Consider the following 17,448-nt stretch of genomic DNA (forward strand, 5'->3'; position numbering starts at 1 on the left):
GTGACCGGTCCAAGGGTCGGGGGCTCTCCTGAGAAGGCCGCTCCGTCCTCCGGTCCGGGATGGACGTCGACGCAGTGGAGCCAGAATCCTCCTGGCTCCACTGCGTGGTGCGGGCGTGTCACTGGAACTGTGCGAAGAACCTCCAGATCTCTGCCTTGGTCCAGGTGGTGACGCCGCTTTCGCCGGAGGAGCCGTCGACCGGACCGGGTATGTGGCCTCCGTCGAACGCGGCCCATTGGACCGGGTATCCGGCACGGCAGCCCGAGTAGGTGGTGGTGATGTGCGTTCGGCTGCCCGGCGCGGGCTCGCGCGGGCTCTGGGACGTGCAGCCGTTGTTGCTGACGAATCGGTCGCGCAGGGACCGTCCTTGCCCGATGTTGAGGACGGAGTCGCTGATGCCGTGGATTCCGAAGTAGGCGATGGGCTGGTTGCCGCCGCTGCACCCGCTGATCTGGGCGCCGGAGATGACCGCCACGGCCCTGAAGACGTTCGCCCGGCTGCACGCGAGTGCGTAGCTCATGCCGCCGCCCCAGCTGAATCCCGTGGCGAAGCGCTGTGCCGGGTTGACACAGAGGCCGCCCTCGATGCGCCGGATCATGTCGTCGACGAAGGTGACGTCCTCACCGCCCGAATTGGCCCAGCCGTTGCCGAGGCCCTGGGGGGCGACGAGGATCGCGCCGTTGTTCGACTGTTCCTGTTGGCCGTAGTAGGACCAGGCGTTCCCGCTCGTGCCGCCCGAGGCGACGTCGCCGGCGGTTCCGCCCCGCCAGTGGAACGCGAAGATCAGCCGGTAGCGGTGGCCGCTGTCGTAGTTGGCGGGCACCCTGAGGATGAAGCTGCGGCTCTTGCCGCCGCTCTGAATCGTGTGCGTGCCGCTCGCCAGGGTCGGGGCGCTGCCGCAGCCGCCGCCGCCACCGGACGACAGCTTGACCATCTGCCACTGCTGGTTGGCGCCGCCCCAGTCGGAGTACTGGACGACGTTGCCGCCGTCCGCGGTGGAGGCGCCCTGCACCTCGACCGCCTTGCCACTGGTGCGGTTGATCAGCCGCACGTGGCCCGCGTCGGAGTCGGCCAGGCGGAACTGCTGGTTGGCCCCGTTGTGGTCGGCCCACTGCTGGATCGCGGCACCGTCCGCGGTCGAGGCGCCGGCCACGTCGAGAACCTTGCCCGAATGCCTTGCCTTGAGGCGGTAGAAGCCGCCGCCGGAGTCCACGAACTGCCACTGCTGGTTGGTTCCGTCGCCGCGCGTCCACTGGCTGATCCGCGCGCCGTCGGCGGTGGCCGCGCCGGAGACGTCCAGCGCCTTGCCGCTGTTGCGATTGACCAGGACGTACCAGGCATTGGTGTCCACCGTCGCCGCCTGGGCGGGCGCCGGATTCACCACGGCGATCATGCCGATCGCGAGGGTTCCCGCCACCACGGCGGCGACCCGGGACCACCAGCGATGTCTGCGGGGAGGGGCGGGGGAAGCCGCACCGTAGGTCTTCATCGACTCGCCCTTTCGTCTGTGGCAGGTCCCATCAGGAGCGGGTCCAGCGTTGGTTGCTGCCGTTCGAACAGGAGTAGAGCTGGATCAGGGTGCCGTTGGCGGTACCGCCCGCGACGGCGTCGAGGCAGAGGCCGGACTGGACGCCGGCGATGGATCCGTCGGAGTTGAGGCGCCATTTCTGGTTGTCGCCGCCCCAGCAGCTGTAGATCTGGACTCTGGCGCCGTTGCCGGTGCCGGCGGCGTCCAGGCACTTGTTGCCGTAGACCCTCAGCTCGCCGGCGGCGGTGTACGTCCACTGCTGGTTGGCGCCGGTGTGGCAGTCCCACAGCTGGAGCTGGGTGCCGTCGGTGGTACTGCTGCTGGGCACGTCCAGGCAGCGGCCCGATCCGACGCTCTTGACCGGTCCGGAACCCGGAGGCGGCGTGGTGGTGCCGCCGTTGAGTGCGTTCAGGACGGCGGTGTAGGCGGCCTTCTTGCTGCCGTCGCCGTTGAACAGCAGCGGCGTGTCCCCCGGCCGCCAGGAGTCGGTGTCGCGCACCCCCCAGACCGTGATGCCGAGGCAGCGCGGGACGGCCAGGCAGTCGTTGGTCACGTTGGCGTAGGTCGAGGCCGGGGCGCCCTGGATGTCGAGTTCGGTGATGGCCACGTCGACGCCGAGGGCGGCGAAGTTCTGCAGGGTGGTGCGGAAGTTGCTGTGGTAGGGGCTGCCGCTGTTGAAGTGCGCCTGGAAGCCGACGCAGTCGATCGGCACGCCACGCTGCTTGAAGTCCCGGACCATGGCGTACATGGCCTGGGTCTTGGCCCAGGTCCAGTTCTCGACGTTGTAGTCGTTGTAGCAGAGCTTGGCGGCCGGATCGGCGGCGCGCGCGGTGCGGAAGGCGACCTCGATCCAGTCGTTGCCGGTGCGTTGCAGGTTGGAGTCGCGCCGGGCTCCCGAACTGCCGTCGGCGAACGCCTCGTTCACGACGTCCCACTGCGCGATCTTGCCCTTGTAGTGGGCCATCACGCCGTTGATGTGGCCGATCATCGCCTGGCGCAGCGTGCTGCCGCTGAGGCTCTGCATCCAGCCGGGCTGCTGGGAGTGCCAGGCCAGGGTGTGGCCGCGCACCTGCTTGCCGTTGTTCACCGCCCAGTTGTAGACGCGGTCACCGGCGGTGAAGTTGAACTGGCCCCGCTGCGGTTCGGTGGCGTCGATCTTCATCTCGTTCTCGGCCGTCACCGAGTTGAACTCACGGCCCGCGATCGTCGTGTACGCCGAGTCGCCCAGCCTGCCCGAGGCGATGGCGGTGCCGAAGTAGCGGCCGCTCTGCGCCGCCGCGGCGCCGAGCGTGGTCTCGGCGGCGTGTGCGGTCGGCGGGGCGACCAGTGCGGCGGCCACGCCGAGGACGCCGACGACCAGCGCCAACAGCAGGCCGCGGATCGTGCGGCGGACGACGGGTCTGGGAAGGGCATACGAGCCCATGACTGTGCCTCCAAGGTAGACATCACGGAAGGACTGAAACGCAGGGGGGATGCGTCGTCCGCTCCCACTCGGCAGACGGTCGGGGTGGGCCGGAGCCCGGGCAGCACGGAATTACCGGGCACGGCGGTCATGGGACCGGGACGATCTCCACCGGCACGGACGGCGCCCGGTCGGCCGTCGGGTGACGTACGGCGGTCGGCGGCGGTGTCTCGACACGGGCATGGGCGTGCTCCATCGCGGCTCAGTGGGGGGACCGCCACGCGGCGTCGCGTACCTCTCCGACTGCGCGAGGAGCCAGGATGCGCTGGTGCGGACCTCACTGGAACGAGACGGGGTGGCGCAGGTGCTGTGGTGCGACGCGGGTGCTTCGGTGCGGGGTTCTGCGGGCGGCTGCGCGGGGATCTGCCGTGCGGCTGTGCGTGGATCTGCCGCAGCACGACATTGCTCAGGGTCGACGTAGTCCGATATCTCGAACCACGGCCGGGCGCTCAGACAGGGATGATTGAGGTATTGATGATGGATCGTCAATACTCTCCACGGAAAAAGTTTCCGTTCCTCGCTCGAAAGTTTCCGGAATCCCGGCGAGCCGGAGGCGAAATCCCGGCGTCACCATCGGCGGATGCCGTAGGCCGGGGCCGGGGCGAGTGCGCGGACACCGCTTGCTCGACCTCTCGCCTCTCCCCTCCTCCCCGTGGACGCCTTGGACTGGCGAGTTGTATCGCGAACTCCGGAGCGCCTCCGGCCGGCGCGACAGCGCGTCAAGCGGCAACGGGAGGCGCTGATTGCAGACAGATCGGCGACAGGCCTTGACCGGAGGGCGCCGCATTCCTAGCTTGTGGCGTCACAGCATCCGGAAATTCTTCGAAACATTTCGAGATCGTCCCCTGCTGCCCGGCACGTCCGCTCCGCGGTTCATCGGGGTCACCTCACCCCCGTCCCCCAAAGGAGGCCCTCTGATGCGTTTTCGCCACCCGTTCCCGGTTCGCCCAAAACGCTTACTCGCCGTCCTCGCGCCTTTGCTGCTCGTGGCCACGTTCCTCGGCGCCCAGCCCGCCGGCGCGGCGACCGTAGATCCCAACGCCTCGTATGTGCTGGTCAACCGCAACAGCGGCAAAGCCCTGGACGTCTACAACATGGCGACCAACGACGGCGCCCGTATCACTCAGTGGACCAGGAACGATCAGAACCAGCAGCAGTGGCAGTTCGTCGATTCCGGGGGCGGCTACTACCGCATCAAGTCCCGCCACTCGGGCAAGGTCCTGGACGTCCACAACTGGTCCACCGCGAACGGCGGTTCGATCGTCCAGTGGGCCGACCAGAACGCCACCAACCAGCAGTGGCGGCTGGCCGACAGCTCGGACGGCTACGTCAGGTTCGTCTCGCGCCACAGCGGCAAGGCCCTCGAAGTACAAGGCGCCTCCACCGCCGACAACGGGAACATCGTCCAGTACGACGACTGGGGCGGCACCAACCAGCAGTGGCAGCTCGTCAAGGTCGGCGGCGGCAATCCCGCCCCGTGCGATCTTCCGTCGACATACCGCTGGTCATCGACGGGCGCGCTGGCGCAGCCCAGGCCGGGGTGGGTCTCGCTCAAGGACTTCACCGTCGCCCCCTACAACGGCAGGCAACTCGTCTATGCGACGACGCACGACACGGGGACGAGTTGGGGTTCGATGAACTTCGGCCTGTTCACCAACTGGCCGGAGATGGCCTCGGCCAGCCAGAACGCGATGTCGGCCTCCACCGTCGCGCCCACGCTCTTCTACTTCGCGCCGAAGAACATCTGGGTGCTCGCCTACCAGTGGGGCGGGACCGCTTTCTCCTACCGGACGTCGAGCGACCCCACCAACCCCAATGGCTGGTCGTCCCAGCAGGTGCTCTTCTCCGGAAGCATCTCCGGCTCCGGGACGGGACCCATCGACCAGACGCTCATCGGTGACGGGACGAACATGTACCTGTTCTTCGCTGGTGACAACGGCAAGATCTACCGGGCCAGCATGCCGATCGGGAACTTCCCGGGCAGCTTCGGCACGACCTCGACAGTGATCATGAGCGATACCACGAACAACCTGTTCGAAGCCCCGCAGGTCTACAAGTTGCAGGGCCAGAACCGCTATCTCATGATCGTCGAGGCGATCGGCTCGCAGGGCCGCTACTTCCGCTCGTTCACGGCCACCAGTCTGAACGGCTCATGGACACCCCAGGCCGCGACGGAGAGCAATCCCTTCGCCGGCAAGGCCAACAGTGGCGCCACCTGGACCAACGACATCAGCCATGGCGAACTACTCCGTACCAGCGCCGATCAGACCATGACCGTCGATCCCTGCAATCTGCAGTTGCTGTACCAGGGGCGCAGCCCCAACTCCGGCGGCGACTACGGCCTCCTGCCCTACCGTCCGGGTCTGCTGACACTGCGGCGCTGACGGCGTGACACGAGTCCGGCTCCGGTAGGGAGCCGGCGTGGCGGGCCCGGCGAAAGGCCGAGCCCGCCACGGTCACGCCACCACACGTGACCTCCCGGAAGCCGGCGACCGGGCCGGGCCCGTCCGCGCAGACCACCCGCGGGCGGACATGGGATGGAACCGGGCACCCGGGTGACTCCGAACTCCATGACCACCGGCGGGGCGTTCTTCGCCCCAAGGAGCCGTGCCCGTGAACGCCGGTCCGGCCGGCCCGAGGGCGACCGGATACAGTGCGCGAGACGGCAGCCTGGTCAGGGAGGGGAAACGTGACCGACACCAGCGACACCCGACCCGCCGGCAGCGAGGCGCGGGCTCCGCGGCAGAGCGGACTGCACCGCCTGATGCGCTACCTCCCCCTGATCGCCCCCGTCCTGCTGTGGGCCGTGCCCTGCTGGGTGCTCCTGCACACCGGCCAGCACTGGCCGGTGCCCGTCACGCTGGTCGGCACCGCCCTGTTCGCCCTCGGCCTCGTGGGTATGCCGCTCGCGATGGCGCGCGGCCACGGCCGGCGCCAGCAGGACCGTGCGGCGATCGTCGGTGACACCCTGCTGGGCGCCAGCTGGGTTCTGTTCACCTGGTCCATTCTGCTCGGCGTCTCCTTGCGGCCGGCCCTGACCGTGGTCGGCGTCGACGGGAGTCAGGACCGGGCCCGAATCGTCACTTGGGCCGTCCTGGGCGTAACCGCCGTCCTCCTCGCCTGGGGGTACGCCGAAGCCCGCCGCGTACCGCGCGTACGCCGACTCGATGTGCGACTCCCGCGGCTGGGTGCCGGGTTGGACGGCATCCGCGTCGTCCTCATCACCGACACCCACTACGGCCCGCTCGAGCGCACTCGCTGGTCGGCGCGGGTGTGCGAGAGGGTGAACACCCTGGAAGCCGACCTGGTCTGCCACACCGGCGACATCGCGGACGGCACGGCCGAACGCCGCCGCGCCCAGGCCCTCCCCCTCGGTACCGTGCGGGCCACCCGGGCCCGTGTCTACGTCACCGGCAACCACGAGTACTACAGCGAGGCCCAGGGCTGGGTCGACCTGATGGGCGAGCTGGGCTGGGAGCCGCTGCGCAACCGTCATCTGCTGCTCGAACGCGGAGGCGACACCCTCGTGGTCGCCGGCGTGGACGACGTCACCGCGGAGTCCTCCGGTCTGGCAGGCCACCGCGCCAACCTCGCCGGAGCCCTGAACGGCGCCGACCCCGACCTACCCGTCCTGCTCCTGGCACACCAGCCGAAGTTCGTCGACCGGGCGGCAGCCGACGGCATCGACCTCCAACTCTCCGGCCACACCCACGGCGGCCAGATCTGGCCCTTCCACCACCTGGTCCGCATCGACCAGCCCGCCCTCGCCGGCCTCAGCCACCACGGCACCCGCACCCTCCTCTACACCAGCCGCGGCACCGGCTTCTGGGGCCCGCCGTTCCGCGTCTTCGCCCCCAGCGAGATCACCCTGCTCGTGCTCCGCTCCCCGCACGTGCCCACCTCGTCGTAGCACGGGGCGGGTCAACACAGCCGCCGGGAGCAGGCCACGGGGGGCCAGGCCGGCGGTCGGCCGCTCCGGCCGCTGAGGAGCGCGGCGGCGCCGTCGTGGAACCGCCGATACGCCCGGCGCTCCACTCCCTGCCCGAGCCCCACCTGCCCGCCACCCTCCGCCGGCCCCCGCCAACCGCCCGGTGTCACTCTTCCGGCCCAGGGCCACCCGCGCACGGCTTGCCGATGAACCGCGCCCGTTCAGGCTGGGAAGGAGCCCCCGCCCCGGGCAGTCGAGAACCCAGGTCGACCGTGACGCCTCTGTCGGACTCCCGCCCGTCATGCCCCCGGGGCATCTTCCGGAGGGAGCGACCATGGTCGACCTAGGTTTCGTGGGCCCCAGCAGGCCCGCCAACGACCACAAGTTCCTGAGTGTCACCGACGGCGACACGCCGAACATCGCCATGGCGGTTCGCATGGTGTCCATCGACACTCCGGAGAGCCGCTACGGCGGCGCCCCGGCCACCGCCCAGGCCGCTCTGGACCGCACCAGGACGCGGCTGCTGGACGGCACCTACGACGAGCTGCCGCAGGACCTGCGCGACTACCTCGTCTCCCGGATCACTCCCGACGCCGCGGAGCGGCATCAGGCCGCGGGCAAGGCGGCGTCCGAGGCTCACACGGACATGGTGACCACGCGGCTGGCCCGCCCCGACGGGTCGCAGCGCAAGATGGCCGTCGTCGCGACCGGCGAGCTCGTCGACAGCAACGGACGACTGCTGGCCTACACCGCGCCCTGGTTCAGCGGCAGTTCGTCCGACCCGCTGCCGCCACGCGACGACCCGCGCCGGCGCACGTTCAACCTGGACCTGGTGGCACACGGCTGGGCGGCCACCTTCCTCATCTACCCGTCCATTCCGTCCTTTGCCGACCTGAACCTGCTGCTGGACGAGGCGGAGGCGGCCTGGACCCAACAGCGCGGCGTCTGGGCGCGGTTCGGCCAGGACCTGCTGCTGGGCTACGAGTACCGGGCCTGCGTCAAGCTCGGCGCCAGGGAGCTGACCGATCCGGCCGAGGCGATCGGGCAGGCCTACCAGCGGGTGTGCGTGGACCTGCGGACTCTCACCGAGGTCGGTCTGTACGGCTACCACCAGGTGCCGCCCCAGCACCGGCTGTGGATCTGGGCGACCGACCTCGACCAGGCACGCGGGGACCTGCCGATCAGGCCCTGAGCCGGCCGAGGCCCGCCCTCATCGAGACCGTACGGGACAGGACGAGGGCCCTCGCCGACGAGGCTCACCGGGAGGCGCTGCGCGATGCCGCGGGAACCGGCCACGACCGCCCGCGACGGGTCGAGTGGTCGAGCTGGTGGGCGAGTTGTCGCTGTGGAGCGAGGCGTTCCGTACGGTGTGGGCGCGTCATGACATCCGGCAGAAGCGGCACGAGACCAAGCGTTTCCGGCATCCGCTCGTCGGGGAACTCACCCTGGAGTACGAGTCGTTGACCATCAACAGCGCGCCGGGGCAGCAACCCGTCGTCCACCGGGCCGAGTCCGGCGGCCCCTCCGCCCACGCGTTGGCGCTGCTCGGCAGCATCACCGCGACGCGGACGGCACAGCCGTCGGATTCCTTCCGGCAGGACATCGCAGCGGGCGACTGAACCACCCGGCCACAATGGCCCGGAACCATTCCGGCCCGCGGTCACCGGTGACCGGGAGTCGGTCACCGGTGTCCGGTGGCACGGGGTCAGTCGCGGCCCATGGCCTTGCGGACGGCGTCCCGGGTGCGGTCCATCAGCGCGGCGACGGGGCCCAGGGCCATGTTGGCGGAGGCGGACTCCACGCCCGGGTGCGGACGGGTGGGCGCCATCGCCTCGGCCGCCTTCACCCCCTTGGCCAGGGACGCGAGCGTCCCGGCGTCGGCGCTGCGCCGGATGTGGATGAACTCGTAGCGTTCCTCGGCGCGGGCGTGTTCCTGCACCTCGGTGCGCAGGGCCAGCAGTTGGGGCAGGAACTTGGGATCGTCGGTGTCCATGTCGTCGAGGGCGCTCAGGGTCTCCTTGGCCGACCGCTCCTCCGCGAGCCGGGCGTCCACGACCTCTTCGCCGCCCTTGACCGTGCGGCGGACGAACGGGTGCACGATCTCCTCCTCCGCCGTCTCGTGGACGGCGAGGAGGCGCACCAGCCGGCGGAACGCCTCCTGCCGGGCGTCGCCCTGGCAGGCCTCGACCTCGTCGAAGAGGTTGCGGATGTCCCCGTGCTGACGCATGAGCAGGCCCACCACGTCGACGTCGGGAGCGGCGTCGTCGCCGGCGTGCGGCGTGCGTGTTTCAGCCATCGCTGGTTTCCTCACTTCTCCCGCAGGGCGGGGTCGGGGTGTTCGCCCTCGGTCTCGATGCGGTACTCGCGCCCGAACATCTCCTCGTGCTGCGCCATCACGCGCTCGCTGGGCGGTTCCTCGCCGCCGTGGATCTGCTCCTGCATCTTCTCGAACCGTTCGTGCGCGTCCCGCACGTAGCCGGCGCCGAGCGTGGTCAGGTCGATCTGTGTGTCGAGGAGTTCGCGCAGGTACGCCTTGTTCGGCTCGAAGGTGAGCACGTTGGGCAGCTGCGGGGCGAGGACCGACTCCGGGTCGCGTCCGTCGTGCCGGCGCATCAGGTCGCAGGCGATGTGCAGGTGTTCCAGTTCCTGGTTCAGGTGCAGCTCCCAGATGGCCTTCACCTTGGGGTCGCTCTCCTGCTCCATGAAGGAGTAGTAGAGGTAGCACTCGTTGTACTCGTGGTTGACGAGTTGCTCCCACCACGTCTCGCCCGGGTCGACCAGGGACTCGTAGTGCGTGACGTGCTCCTCCTCGATCAGGCCGATCTCCTGGTAGAGCTGGCGGGCGATCGGCTCCATGTACTGCGGGCCGACGTTCATGTAGAAGTTCATGGTCTGCTGCTCCGCCGACATGATCGTCAGCGCGTGCAGCTTCGACAGCGGGTTCGTCGTGTCCTTGTCGTACGGATCGCGGACGTTGTCGGCCGGGTGGCGGTGGTGGAACTTCGTCGGCCGGCCCGGCATCACCTCGGTCAGGCCCTCGACGATCGCGTCCGCCTTGCGGTGCTCGATCATCTCGTAGAGGTTCGCGTACCGGTACAGGTGGTCGAAGTCCTCCAGCACGCCGAACTGGTACGCCTGCTTCAGGTGCGGGTCCGGCTCCATCCGGGCGACCCAGGCGGTGAGGTCGACGGCCACCTGCTCGTAGGCGATGGTCGTCTCCAGCACCGACGAGACCCCGGGCAGCAGCCAGTTCACGGCCTTCTGCTGCTGGTGCTCGATGTAGCGGACCTCCGCCAGCTGCCGTTTGACCTCAGGGTCGACGGTGTTGCGCGCCAGTTGATGGCTGAACATGATCGCTTCGACCTCGATGCCGTTCATCGTGATGACGCGACAGCGGGTGTACGGGTCACTGTGGTCGGGATCGATCGGGGTGACGTTCAGCTCGCGCCAGTTCCTGAGCTGACGGTCCAGCGGGATACCGCGCTGTTCCAGGGGATTGAAGGTCATCTGTGCCTCCTGGTCAGTCGATGGTGAGTCGCAGGGTCCCCCGCGAGAAGAAGATCACTCTTCGGAATTCGAGGGCGGGAACCGCAGTCATCCTTGACAGCGCGGGGAGCGGTCCCAGGTCTCCCCCGCCGGTCCGCTCCCCGACCGTCACCCGACCGGCGGCACCGTACGCGGGATCCGCGAGGCCGCCGCTCCCGCGCGGGAAGCCGGTTCTCGACGGGTTGCGCCACGGCCCCGGGGTACTCGCCGCGCGCAAACGTTCCCGGATGCCGGAAGAAGGCTCGGCTGCCATGACGACGCACCCCCGTACCCCGGACAGATCACGCACCCCCGTCCAGCAGGCGGCGCTCCTGGTGGGCGCGGTGTTCCTGCTGGTGGGCATCCTCGGGTTCGTTCCGGGGATCACCACGGACTACGACACGATGGAGTTCGCCTCGCACGACTCGGGGGCCGAACTCCTCGGGATCTTCCAGATCTCCGTCCTGCACAACCTCGTCCACCTCGCGTTCGGCGCGGCGGGCATAGCCATGTCCCGCACCGCGTCCGCCGCGGGGACCTACCTGCTGGCAGGGGGCGCGATCTACCTGGTGCTGTGGCTGTACGGCCTCATGGTGGGCCACGACAGCGCGGCCAACTTCGTGCCGCTGAACACGGCCGACGACTGGCTGCACTTCTTCCTCGGCCTCGGCATGATCACGCTGGGCGTGCTGCTCACCCGTCGCGTCACCACCGCCGCCGGAGGGAACCGCCGATGACCGCCGGAAAACTGTTCTGGACCGCCGCGGCGGGCCTCGGCGCCGGAGCCGTCGTCGCCGCACGGCGCACCCGGACCCGCCCGTCAGCTCAGCAAGCCGCGGACCGGTGGCTCGCGGTGACGGTGAACCTCGAACCGGACGCCGTCCAGCCCGACAAGCTGCCCACGCCGTTGCAGGAGTACGGCGACCGCATCGAGACACGGATCCGCCCGGCGCCCGGTGACCGGGGCACGGAAGTGGCCGTACGCCTGCGGGAGACGGAGCCGGACACCGCCTACTCCGTGCCCGCCCGGCTCACCGGTGACGACCCGCGCCAGGAGCTGCGCCGCGCGCTGCGCGAGGCCAAGGCGCTGCTGGAGACGGGAGAGGTCATGCGGGCCGACACACCGCCGACCACGCACGACACCCTTGGCGGGAAACTCGTCGGACTGCTGAGCCGCCGCGCGGGCGGGGAGGGAGTGCTGTGAAGGCCCTGTGCTGGGAAGGCGTGAACAAGCTCGCCGTCGAGGAGGTGCCCGATCCGGTCCTGCGCAACGACCAGGACGTGATCGTACGGCTGATCGCGGGCACCACCTGCGGCTCCGACCTGCACCTCATCGGCGGTTACATCCCCTTCATGCGGTCCGGGGACGTGATCGGGCACGAGTTCCTCGGCGAGGTCGTCGAGGTGGGTGCCGCCGTACGCCGGCACGCGGTGGGTGACCGGGTGGTGGTGTCCTCGTTCGTCGGCTGCGGCCGGTGCTGGTACTGCACCCACGACCTGTGGTCCCTGTGCGACAACACCAACACCAACCCCGGCATCGGGCAGGCCCTCTTCGGGGCCGACACGGGGGGCATCTTCGGCTACTCGCACGCCATGGGCGGACTGCGCGGCAGCCACGCCGAGTACGTGCGCGTCCCGTTCGCCGACTACGGGGCCTTCAAGGTGCCGGAGGGCATCGACGACACGAGCGCGCTGTTCGTGTCGGACTCGGTGCCGACGGGGTGGATGGGGGCCGACCTCGCCGGTGTGAAGCCGGGTGACGTGGTCGCCGTCTGGGGTTGCGGGGCCGTCGGCCAGATGGCGGCGCGCGCCGCGATCCTGCTGGGCGCGGAGCGGGTGATCTCCATCGACCGGATCCCCGAACGGCTGGCGATGACCGAGCGGCACATCGGCAGCGAGGTCATCGACTACACGGCCACCGACGTCGGGGCGGAACTGCGCGAACGCACCGGCGGCCGGGGCCCGGACGTGTGCATCGAGGCGGTCGGCATGGAGGCGCACAGCGACAGCCCGGTGCACGCCTACGACCAGGTGAAGCAGCAGCTGCGGCTCCAGACGGACCGTCCCACCGCGGTCCGGCAGGCCATCCACGCCTGCCGCAAGGGCGGCACGGTCTTCGTCCTGGGCGTGTTCGCCGGCGCGGTGGACAAGTTCCCCCTCGGCGCGGTGATCAACAAGGGTCTGACCGTGCGCGGTGCCCAGCAGCACGGCCAGCGCTACATCCCGATGCTGCTCGACCGGATGGCGGCCGGTGACCTGAGCACGTCCCATCTGGCGACCCACACCGTGCCGCTGGACGAGGCGCCCCGGGCCTACGAGCTGTTCAAGCAGAAGGACGACGGCTGTGTGCGGGCCGTCATCCGGCCGGGCGGATGAGGGGGCCACGGCACTCGTCCCTCTCCGTCTGATCCCGTGCGGGACCGCGCGCGCACGACCGGCCGCGGTCCCGCTTCCCGTCGCCCGGCGTTTTCGCGGACGCCCGTGGGGGACTCGCCGCCTGTGGTGGCGTACGGAGCGGAACAGCGGGTGCGCTGGCCGGCGTTGCGGGCGGGCTGGCGGACGCAGACGTTCGTGCACTGGGCGTTCCCGCCGGAGGCGGTGCAGGCGCTGCTGCCCGGGGAGCTGACCGTGGACGTGTACGAGGGCGCCGCCTGGGTGGGGCTCACGCCCTTCGTCATGGCGGACGTGCGCCCGCACGGCGTGCCCGCCGCGGTGCCCGGGCTGCCGACGTTCGCGGAGACCAACCTGCGGACCTACGTCCGCCACCGGGACGGGCGGGACGGACTGTGGTTCCTGTCCATCGAGGTGGCCTGCCCGCTGATGCTGGCGGCCCGCACCATCGGTGCGCCGTACAACCCGGGCACGCTGGATGTCTCCAGGGACGGGAACGGCGTCTCCTACACGGGTGCGCGATGGGGCGGCGGTGCCTCCTACCGCCTGGTCGTCCGCCCCGGCGACCCGATCCGGCCGGCGCCGCGGGACGTGTGGCTGACCTCGCGCTGGCGGGCGTACACGCGGCGGCTGGGCCTGCTCTGGGAGACGCCCGTGGAGCACGAGCCGTGGCCGCTGGCGGACGCCGCCGTCGAGGTGCTGGAGGAGACGCTGACCTCAGCGGCCGGCCTGCCCGCCCCTCGTTCCGAGCCGGTCGTGCACTTCTCCCCGGGCGTCGGGCACGTACGTCTGGGGGTCTCCCGGCCTTGTGTCCCCGGGCCGCGACCCTCCTGACAGCCATCGACCCGGCGGGCCTCCCCGTCCGGTCTCCCTTCGGGGCACACGAGCGGGAGCGAACGGATGAGCCGGATGTTCAGCGGAGCCGGGCACCGCCCGCGGCTGCGGTTCGACGGCTGGATCGCGGGCGTGGGCACGTCCTCGGGCACGCGCGTCGTCCTGGGGCACTGGCCGCGGTCGCCGTACGGGCCCTTCAGCGACGTGATGCTGGAACGGGCCGACGGGGAGCGGCTGCTGCTGGCCCCCACCGCGGAGACGGCGGACTTCGTCAGTGGCACGTATGTCTTCGACGCCGTGCGGGTCGTCCCGGTCGAGGTGGGCGTCGTCGGCGACACCTGGACCGTGACCGCGGACTCCCTCGCCCTGCGTTTCACCGCGGGCCGCCGGGGGGTCCTCGGGTTTCTGCTGCGTGCCGTTCCCGGCGCGCTCGCCGGGCGTCCGGCGTGGAGCGCGCTGACGGACCTTCCCGCCCGGATGCTGATGCCCGGCGTACGGACGCGGGGCAGCGCGGGCTCGGGGCGCCGGGAGTGGTACGGCGCGCGGGACCTGCGGCCGATCCGCGCGGCGTCGGCCGTCTTCGAGGGCCACGACCTCGGCGGACTGGCACCGGTCGACCCTCCGGTGCGGTTCGGTTTCGGGTCGGTGCCGCGCACCCCCGCCCTGACCCGGGTCATCACGACCGTGGCGGCGGCCCCGGCGTGAGGAGATCCGGCGTGCGGGTACCCGGCGGGCCACACGGAGGGACGGTCTCATGGGACGAGCGAGAACACCGGAACCGGCGGACGTGCTGACGGTGGCGCAGGGCGCCTTCAACGTCGTGGGCGGGTTGTGGCCGCTGCTGCATCTGCGCAGCTTCGAGTGGGTCTTCGGGCCGAAGACCGACGTGTGGCTCCAGAGGACGACGGGCGGGCTGCTGGTCTCCGCCGGGCTCGCCCAGCTCGCCGCGGCCGAGGACCCGCAGGGCCCGGCACACGCCCGCCGCATCGGTCTGGGCACCGCCCTGACCCTGCTGGCCATCGATCTGGTCTATGTGCCCAAGGGACGGATCCGGCCGACGTATCTGCTCGATGCCGCGATGCAGACCGGGTGGATCACGGCGTGGCTGCGGTCCCCCGCCGTGCGGAGCACCAGGGCGGCGAGGAGCGGCAAGCGGTGAGCGGCCGGCCCCGTGCCCGAGCGCCCCGGGAGGCACCCGCACCACCGCCGCGACCGGAGCGCTCTCGGCCACGCACGACGACACCACACCACCGCACCCCCGACGACGTACCACGGACCACGGATCATCGAGCACCCGACAAGGAGCCCAGCCATGAGCGAGCAGACCCCTTCCCAGGCGGAGGGCGAGCGGGAGCAGGACACCGCGCCGGACCAGGAGCGGGAGGGAGCGCCCGCTCATCGTGACGTGCCCCGGACGACGCCTCCGCAGGCGGAGGGCGAGGGCACCGACGGCGACGCGACCGACGGCTACGCGACCGACAACCAGGCCAACCAGGACGACAAGAACGACAAGAACGACAAGGACGAGGAGAGGAGCAAGGCGTGGGAGAGCGGCTGGTCCGGTCCGTGAGCGGCGTCGCGACGCCGCCCGCCGACGCCCCGGTCGCCGGAGAGCGGCGACCGCGGAGGACGACAGGGCCCCGGCCGATCGCCGCGGTCGAGGCGGGCTTCCGCCGGCTGGCCCGGCTGCGCGCGGCCCCCGCCCTGCATCCGGACGGGCTGACGTGCACGGCCGAGCTGGAGGTCTGGGACGACGGGGCCGGACCGTGGGGTGCGGCATGGCTGGACACGCCCGCGCGGTACGCCGCCACGGTGCGCCTCTCCCGAGCGGCCGGCCTGCCCCGCCGACTGCCCGACGGGCTCGGGCTCGCCGTGCGGGTGGAGGACGCCGAGGGCCCCGGCCGCCCGGTCGACCTGCTGCTCACCAGCAGCGGCCGGGGCAGGCTCACCCGCCGTCTGCCGCGGTTGCGCGCCGACGCGCTGGGCGGCCCGTACTCCAGCCTGCTCTCCTACCGGGTGGGGGGCCGCGACCGCGTTCTGGCCGCCTTTCCCCGCCGCGCCGGCCGGGCGCCGGTGCACGGCGATCCCGCGAGTCTGACCCGGGCCCTGGCCGCCGGGCCGCTCGCCTTCGACCTGTGTGCCCAGGAGTCCGGCCGGACCTGGCGAGCGTTCGCCGTCCTGACGGTCCGCGCTCCCCTGTCCGTGGCCCAGGACGAGAGCCTGGACTTCGACATCTACACGCACAGCGGCACCGGGTTCACCCCCGGCAGCACCCTGGCCGCGACCCGCCGCGCCGCCTACCGCGGTTCCCGCGCCGGCCGTCGGGAGGGATCCCGGGACAGCTGAGCCGGGCCTCCTGTGCCGCGTGCCGCGCGCCCCGCGCCGAGGACCGTGGGGACGGAACGGTCGAGACCTGCCACCGAGGGCCGGGAAGCCGAACGGTCACCAGGCGAACGGTCATGAGGCGCCCTCAGGTGGCGGGCGTGGGCGCGGCCGGTGGCGGCGTACCACTGGGCGGCCAGCGTGACGGCCAGGGCGAGCTCGACCAGGTCACCGCCGTAGTACATGAGTTGGGCGCCGGTGTGCAGGTCCCCGGGGGTGAAGGCGGTACCGGGCGGCGGTGTGGCGTACAGGCTCTTGGCGAGAACCGCGTGGAGGGTGCCGGCGCCCAGCAGGGTGGTGGCGCGCACGGCGAGGTTCCAGCGGCGGCGCACCGGATCGAGTTGGCAGACCGCGAAGGTGAACCAGAGGCCGGCGACCGTCACGTGCGCGTGCACCAGGGCGTACGGCAGCGGCTGGTAGTGCGTGGCGGCGAAGATCCCGGTGCGGTACAGCAGCCACAGGCCGCCGACGTCCACCAGGGCCGCCAGCGCCGGGAACAGCAGGAGGCGGGCGGGCCGTGCGTGCGCCGTCGCCAGCAGGCCCCGTCGCAGCCGGCCGGGCGGCAGGGTGCGCAGGCCCAGGGTGAGGGGACGGGCCAGGACCAGGAGCAGCGGGGCCGCCATCCCGGCGACCAGGTGCCGGGTCATGTGCGCGGTGAACGGTCCGCCCGGCGGGTCGGCGAGCATCGCCCAGGCCAGCGCGCCGCTCCCGGCGGTGAAGGACACGTCCCGCAGCCGGGGCCAGGTGTCCCCGCGCCGACGCAGGCGGTGGGCGGCCAGCAGGTACCCGACCGCCGCCAGGACCGCGGCCGTCGCGACGGACGCCCCCGCCAGGTCTGCCCAGCCCACGCCGGCGGAGACCGGGTGGACGTGGGCCCGCGTCACGTCGTCGGCTCCGTCCGGGCGCGGCGGGCCGCGCGCGCGAACAGGGCGCAGCCGATGAGCAGCAGCGCGAGGCCGCCGAGGTTCCAGGCCCAGTCGTAAGGGGTCACGTCCACCCCGTAGCGGATCTGGTGCACGCGCAGCAGCTTGTGGTCCACGATCCCGTCGAAGAGCTGGAACGCGCCCAGGCCGAGGAAGAAGCCCGCCCGGGCGTGGGCGGCGGCCAGGACCCGCCGGCGGCGCAGGTCTGCGTAGAGGAAGAACCCGGCGACGAGCGCGAGGAGTTCGGCGGTGTGCAGCAGACCGTCGGAGAAGAGGCCCACCTTGGTGGTGGAACGGTCGTAGAAGTGGTGCCAGCCCAGCAGTTGGTGGAAGACGATCTCGTCGGTCCCGGCCATGACCGCCATGCCGATCAGGGCGCACACGGCCAGGGACCTCCGGGTCTCCGGACGCGGAACGGAGTCGGTCCGGGCGGAGGCTGAAGCACTCATGCGGGCGGTCTCGCCTTCCTTCCTGG

General features: G+C 71.2%; 17 protein-coding genes and 1 pseudogene. 12 read left to right on the plus strand and 6 right to left on the minus strand.

Features of this window, described 5'->3' with window-relative positions:
• Positions 1-118 precede the first annotated feature (118 nt).
• Together QQS16_RS08160 and QQS16_RS08165 are read right to left on the minus strand one after the other, a co-directional pair.
• Positions 119-1,489, minus strand: coding sequence for an RICIN domain-containing protein (locus QQS16_RS08160; protein ID WP_286060947.1), 1,371 nt, complete (start codon positions 1,487-1,489; stop codon positions 119-121).
• Positions 1,490-1,520: 31 nt separating this feature from the next.
• Positions 1,521-2,951: an endo-1,4-beta-xylanase gene (locus tag QQS16_RS08165; protein ID WP_286060948.1), complete on the minus strand. Its 1,431-nt coding sequence runs from the start codon at positions 2,949-2,951 to the stop codon at positions 1,521-1,523.
• Positions 2,952-3,907: 956 nt separating this feature from the next.
• Between QQS16_RS08165 and QQS16_RS08170 the strand changes: the two genes are divergently transcribed.
• The 4 genes and pseudogenes from QQS16_RS08170 to QQS16_RS08185 all read left to right on the plus strand — a co-directional run.
• A complete protein-coding gene (locus QQS16_RS08170; RefSeq protein ID WP_286060949.1) occupies positions 3,908-5,374 on the plus strand; it encodes a non-reducing end alpha-L-arabinofuranosidase family hydrolase in 1,467 nt (488 codons plus the stop codon).
• 305 nt (positions 5,375-5,679) lie between these two features.
• Positions 5,680-6,900, plus strand: coding sequence for a metallophosphoesterase (locus QQS16_RS08175; RefSeq protein ID WP_286060950.1), 1,221 nt, complete (start codon positions 5,680-5,682; stop codon positions 6,898-6,900).
• 352 nt (positions 6,901-7,252) lie between these two features.
• Entirely contained in the window at positions 7,253-8,110 is an 858-nt protein-coding gene (locus tag QQS16_RS08180) for a thermonuclease family protein (RefSeq protein WP_286060951.1), read from the plus strand.
• Positions 8,111-8,204: 94 nt separating this feature from the next.
• A pseudogene (locus tag QQS16_RS08185) lies at positions 8,205-8,537 on the plus strand (MmyB family transcriptional regulator); the annotation flags it as partial.
• Between the two features lie 86 nt (positions 8,538-8,623).
• Here the strand turns inward: QQS16_RS08185 and QQS16_RS08190 are convergent.
• Positions 8,624-9,214 carry a hemerythrin domain-containing protein gene (locus QQS16_RS08190; protein WP_286060953.1) on the minus strand — a complete coding sequence of 197 codons (591 nt, stop codon included), beginning with the start codon at positions 9,212-9,214 and terminating at the stop codon, positions 8,624-8,626.
• Positions 9,215-9,225: 11 nt separating this feature from the next.
• The gene (locus QQS16_RS08195) at positions 9,226-10,425 is read right to left on the minus strand and encodes a hypothetical protein (RefSeq protein WP_286060954.1); all 1,200 of its coding nucleotides are present in this window, start codon (positions 10,423-10,425) and stop codon (positions 9,226-9,228) included.
• A 290-nt stretch (positions 10,426-10,715) separates the two neighbouring features.
• Here QQS16_RS08195 and QQS16_RS08200 point away from each other — a divergent pair, with 290 nt between their 5' ends.
• The 8 genes from QQS16_RS08200 (at position 10,716) to QQS16_RS08235 (ending at position 16,014) form a co-directional block, all read left to right on the plus strand.
• Positions 10,716-11,180: a DUF4383 domain-containing protein gene (locus QQS16_RS08200; RefSeq protein WP_286060955.1), complete on the plus strand. Its 465-nt coding sequence runs from the start codon at positions 10,716-10,718 to the stop codon at positions 11,178-11,180.
• Complete coding sequence (locus tag QQS16_RS08205; RefSeq protein ID WP_286060956.1) at positions 11,177-11,647, plus strand: hypothetical protein; 471 nt, start codon at positions 11,177-11,179, stop codon at positions 11,645-11,647. Before QQS16_RS08200 ends, QQS16_RS08205 begins: the two co-directional genes overlap by 4 nt.
• Positions 11,644-12,819 (plus strand): zinc-dependent alcohol dehydrogenase, encoded by a 1,176-nt coding sequence (locus tag QQS16_RS08210; RefSeq protein WP_286060957.1) that lies wholly within the window; start codon positions 11,644-11,646, stop codon positions 12,817-12,819. The genes QQS16_RS08205 and QQS16_RS08210 overlap by 4 nt, the downstream gene beginning before the upstream one ends.
• A 123-nt stretch (positions 12,820-12,942) precedes the next feature.
• Positions 12,943-13,668 (plus strand): YqjF family protein, encoded by a 726-nt coding sequence (locus QQS16_RS08215; protein ID WP_286060958.1) that lies wholly within the window; start codon positions 12,943-12,945, stop codon positions 13,666-13,668.
• A gap of 66 nt (positions 13,669-13,734) precedes the next feature.
• A complete protein-coding gene (locus QQS16_RS08220) occupies positions 13,735-14,373 on the plus strand; it encodes a hypothetical protein (protein WP_286060959.1) in 639 nt (212 codons plus the stop codon).
• 49 nt (positions 14,374-14,422) lie between these two features.
• On the plus strand, positions 14,423-14,827 hold the full coding sequence (locus QQS16_RS08225; protein ID WP_286060960.1) for a hypothetical protein: 405 nt from the start codon (positions 14,423-14,425) through the stop codon (positions 14,825-14,827).
• A 153-nt stretch (positions 14,828-14,980) separates the two neighbouring features.
• Entirely contained in the window at positions 14,981-15,238 is a 258-nt protein-coding gene (locus QQS16_RS08230; protein WP_286066572.1) for a hypothetical protein, read from the plus strand.
• A complete protein-coding gene (locus QQS16_RS08235) occupies positions 15,211-16,014 on the plus strand; it encodes a phosphodiesterase (RefSeq protein ID WP_286060961.1) in 804 nt (267 codons plus the stop codon). Before QQS16_RS08230 ends, QQS16_RS08235 begins: the two co-directional genes overlap by 28 nt.
• Here the strand turns inward: QQS16_RS08235 and QQS16_RS08240 are convergent.
• Both QQS16_RS08240 and QQS16_RS08245 read right to left on the minus strand, forming a co-directional pair.
• Positions 15,966-16,934: a cytochrome c oxidase assembly protein gene (locus QQS16_RS08240; protein ID WP_286060962.1), complete on the minus strand. Its 969-nt coding sequence runs from the start codon at positions 16,932-16,934 to the stop codon at positions 15,966-15,968. The two genes, QQS16_RS08235 and QQS16_RS08240, sit on opposite strands and share 49 nt — an antisense overlap.
• Complete coding sequence (locus QQS16_RS08245) at positions 16,931-17,422, minus strand: DUF2243 domain-containing protein (RefSeq protein ID WP_286060963.1); 492 nt, start codon at positions 17,420-17,422, stop codon at positions 16,931-16,933. Before QQS16_RS08245 ends, QQS16_RS08240 begins: the two co-directional genes overlap by 4 nt.
• Between the last annotated feature and the right edge of the window lie 26 nt (positions 17,423-17,448).

This window comes from Streptomyces sp. ALI-76-A, assembly GCF_030287445.1.
Lineage (GTDB): Bacteria > Actinomycetota > Actinomycetes > Streptomycetales > Streptomycetaceae > Streptomyces.

Coding starts and splice junctions, on each gene's coding strand:
- QQS16_RS08180 (WP_286060951.1), top strand. CDS start 7,253: ATGGTCGACCTAGGTTTCGTGGGCCCCAGCAGGCCCGCCAACGACCAC.
- QQS16_RS08245 (WP_286060963.1), bottom strand. CDS start 17,422: ATGAGTGCTTCAGCCTCCGCCCGGACCGACTCCGTTCCGCGTCCGGAG.
- QQS16_RS08190 (WP_286060953.1), bottom strand. CDS start 9,214: ATGGCTGAAACACGCACGCCGCACGCCGGCGACGACGCCGCTCCCGAC.
- QQS16_RS08160 (WP_286060947.1), bottom strand. CDS start 1,489: ATGAAGACCTACGGTGCGGCTTCCCCCGCCCCTCCCCGCAGACATCGC.
- QQS16_RS08205 (WP_286060956.1), top strand. CDS start 11,177: ATGACCGCCGGAAAACTGTTCTGGACCGCCGCGGCGGGCCTCGGCGCC.
- QQS16_RS08220 (WP_286060959.1), top strand. CDS start 13,735: ATGAGCCGGATGTTCAGCGGAGCCGGGCACCGCCCGCGGCTGCGGTTC.
- QQS16_RS08225 (WP_286060960.1), top strand. CDS start 14,423: ATGGGACGAGCGAGAACACCGGAACCGGCGGACGTGCTGACGGTGGCG.
- QQS16_RS08195 (WP_286060954.1), bottom strand. CDS start 10,425: ATGACCTTCAATCCCCTGGAACAGCGCGGTATCCCGCTGGACCGTCAG.
- QQS16_RS08165 (WP_286060948.1), bottom strand. CDS start 2,951: ATGGGCTCGTATGCCCTTCCCAGACCCGTCGTCCGCCGCACGATCCGC.
- QQS16_RS08170 (WP_286060949.1), top strand. CDS start 3,908: ATGCGTTTTCGCCACCCGTTCCCGGTTCGCCCAAAACGCTTACTCGCC.
- QQS16_RS08200 (WP_286060955.1), top strand. CDS start 10,716: ATGACGACGCACCCCCGTACCCCGGACAGATCACGCACCCCCGTCCAG.
- QQS16_RS08230 (WP_286066572.1), top strand. CDS start 14,981: ATGAGCGAGCAGACCCCTTCCCAGGCGGAGGGCGAGCGGGAGCAGGAC.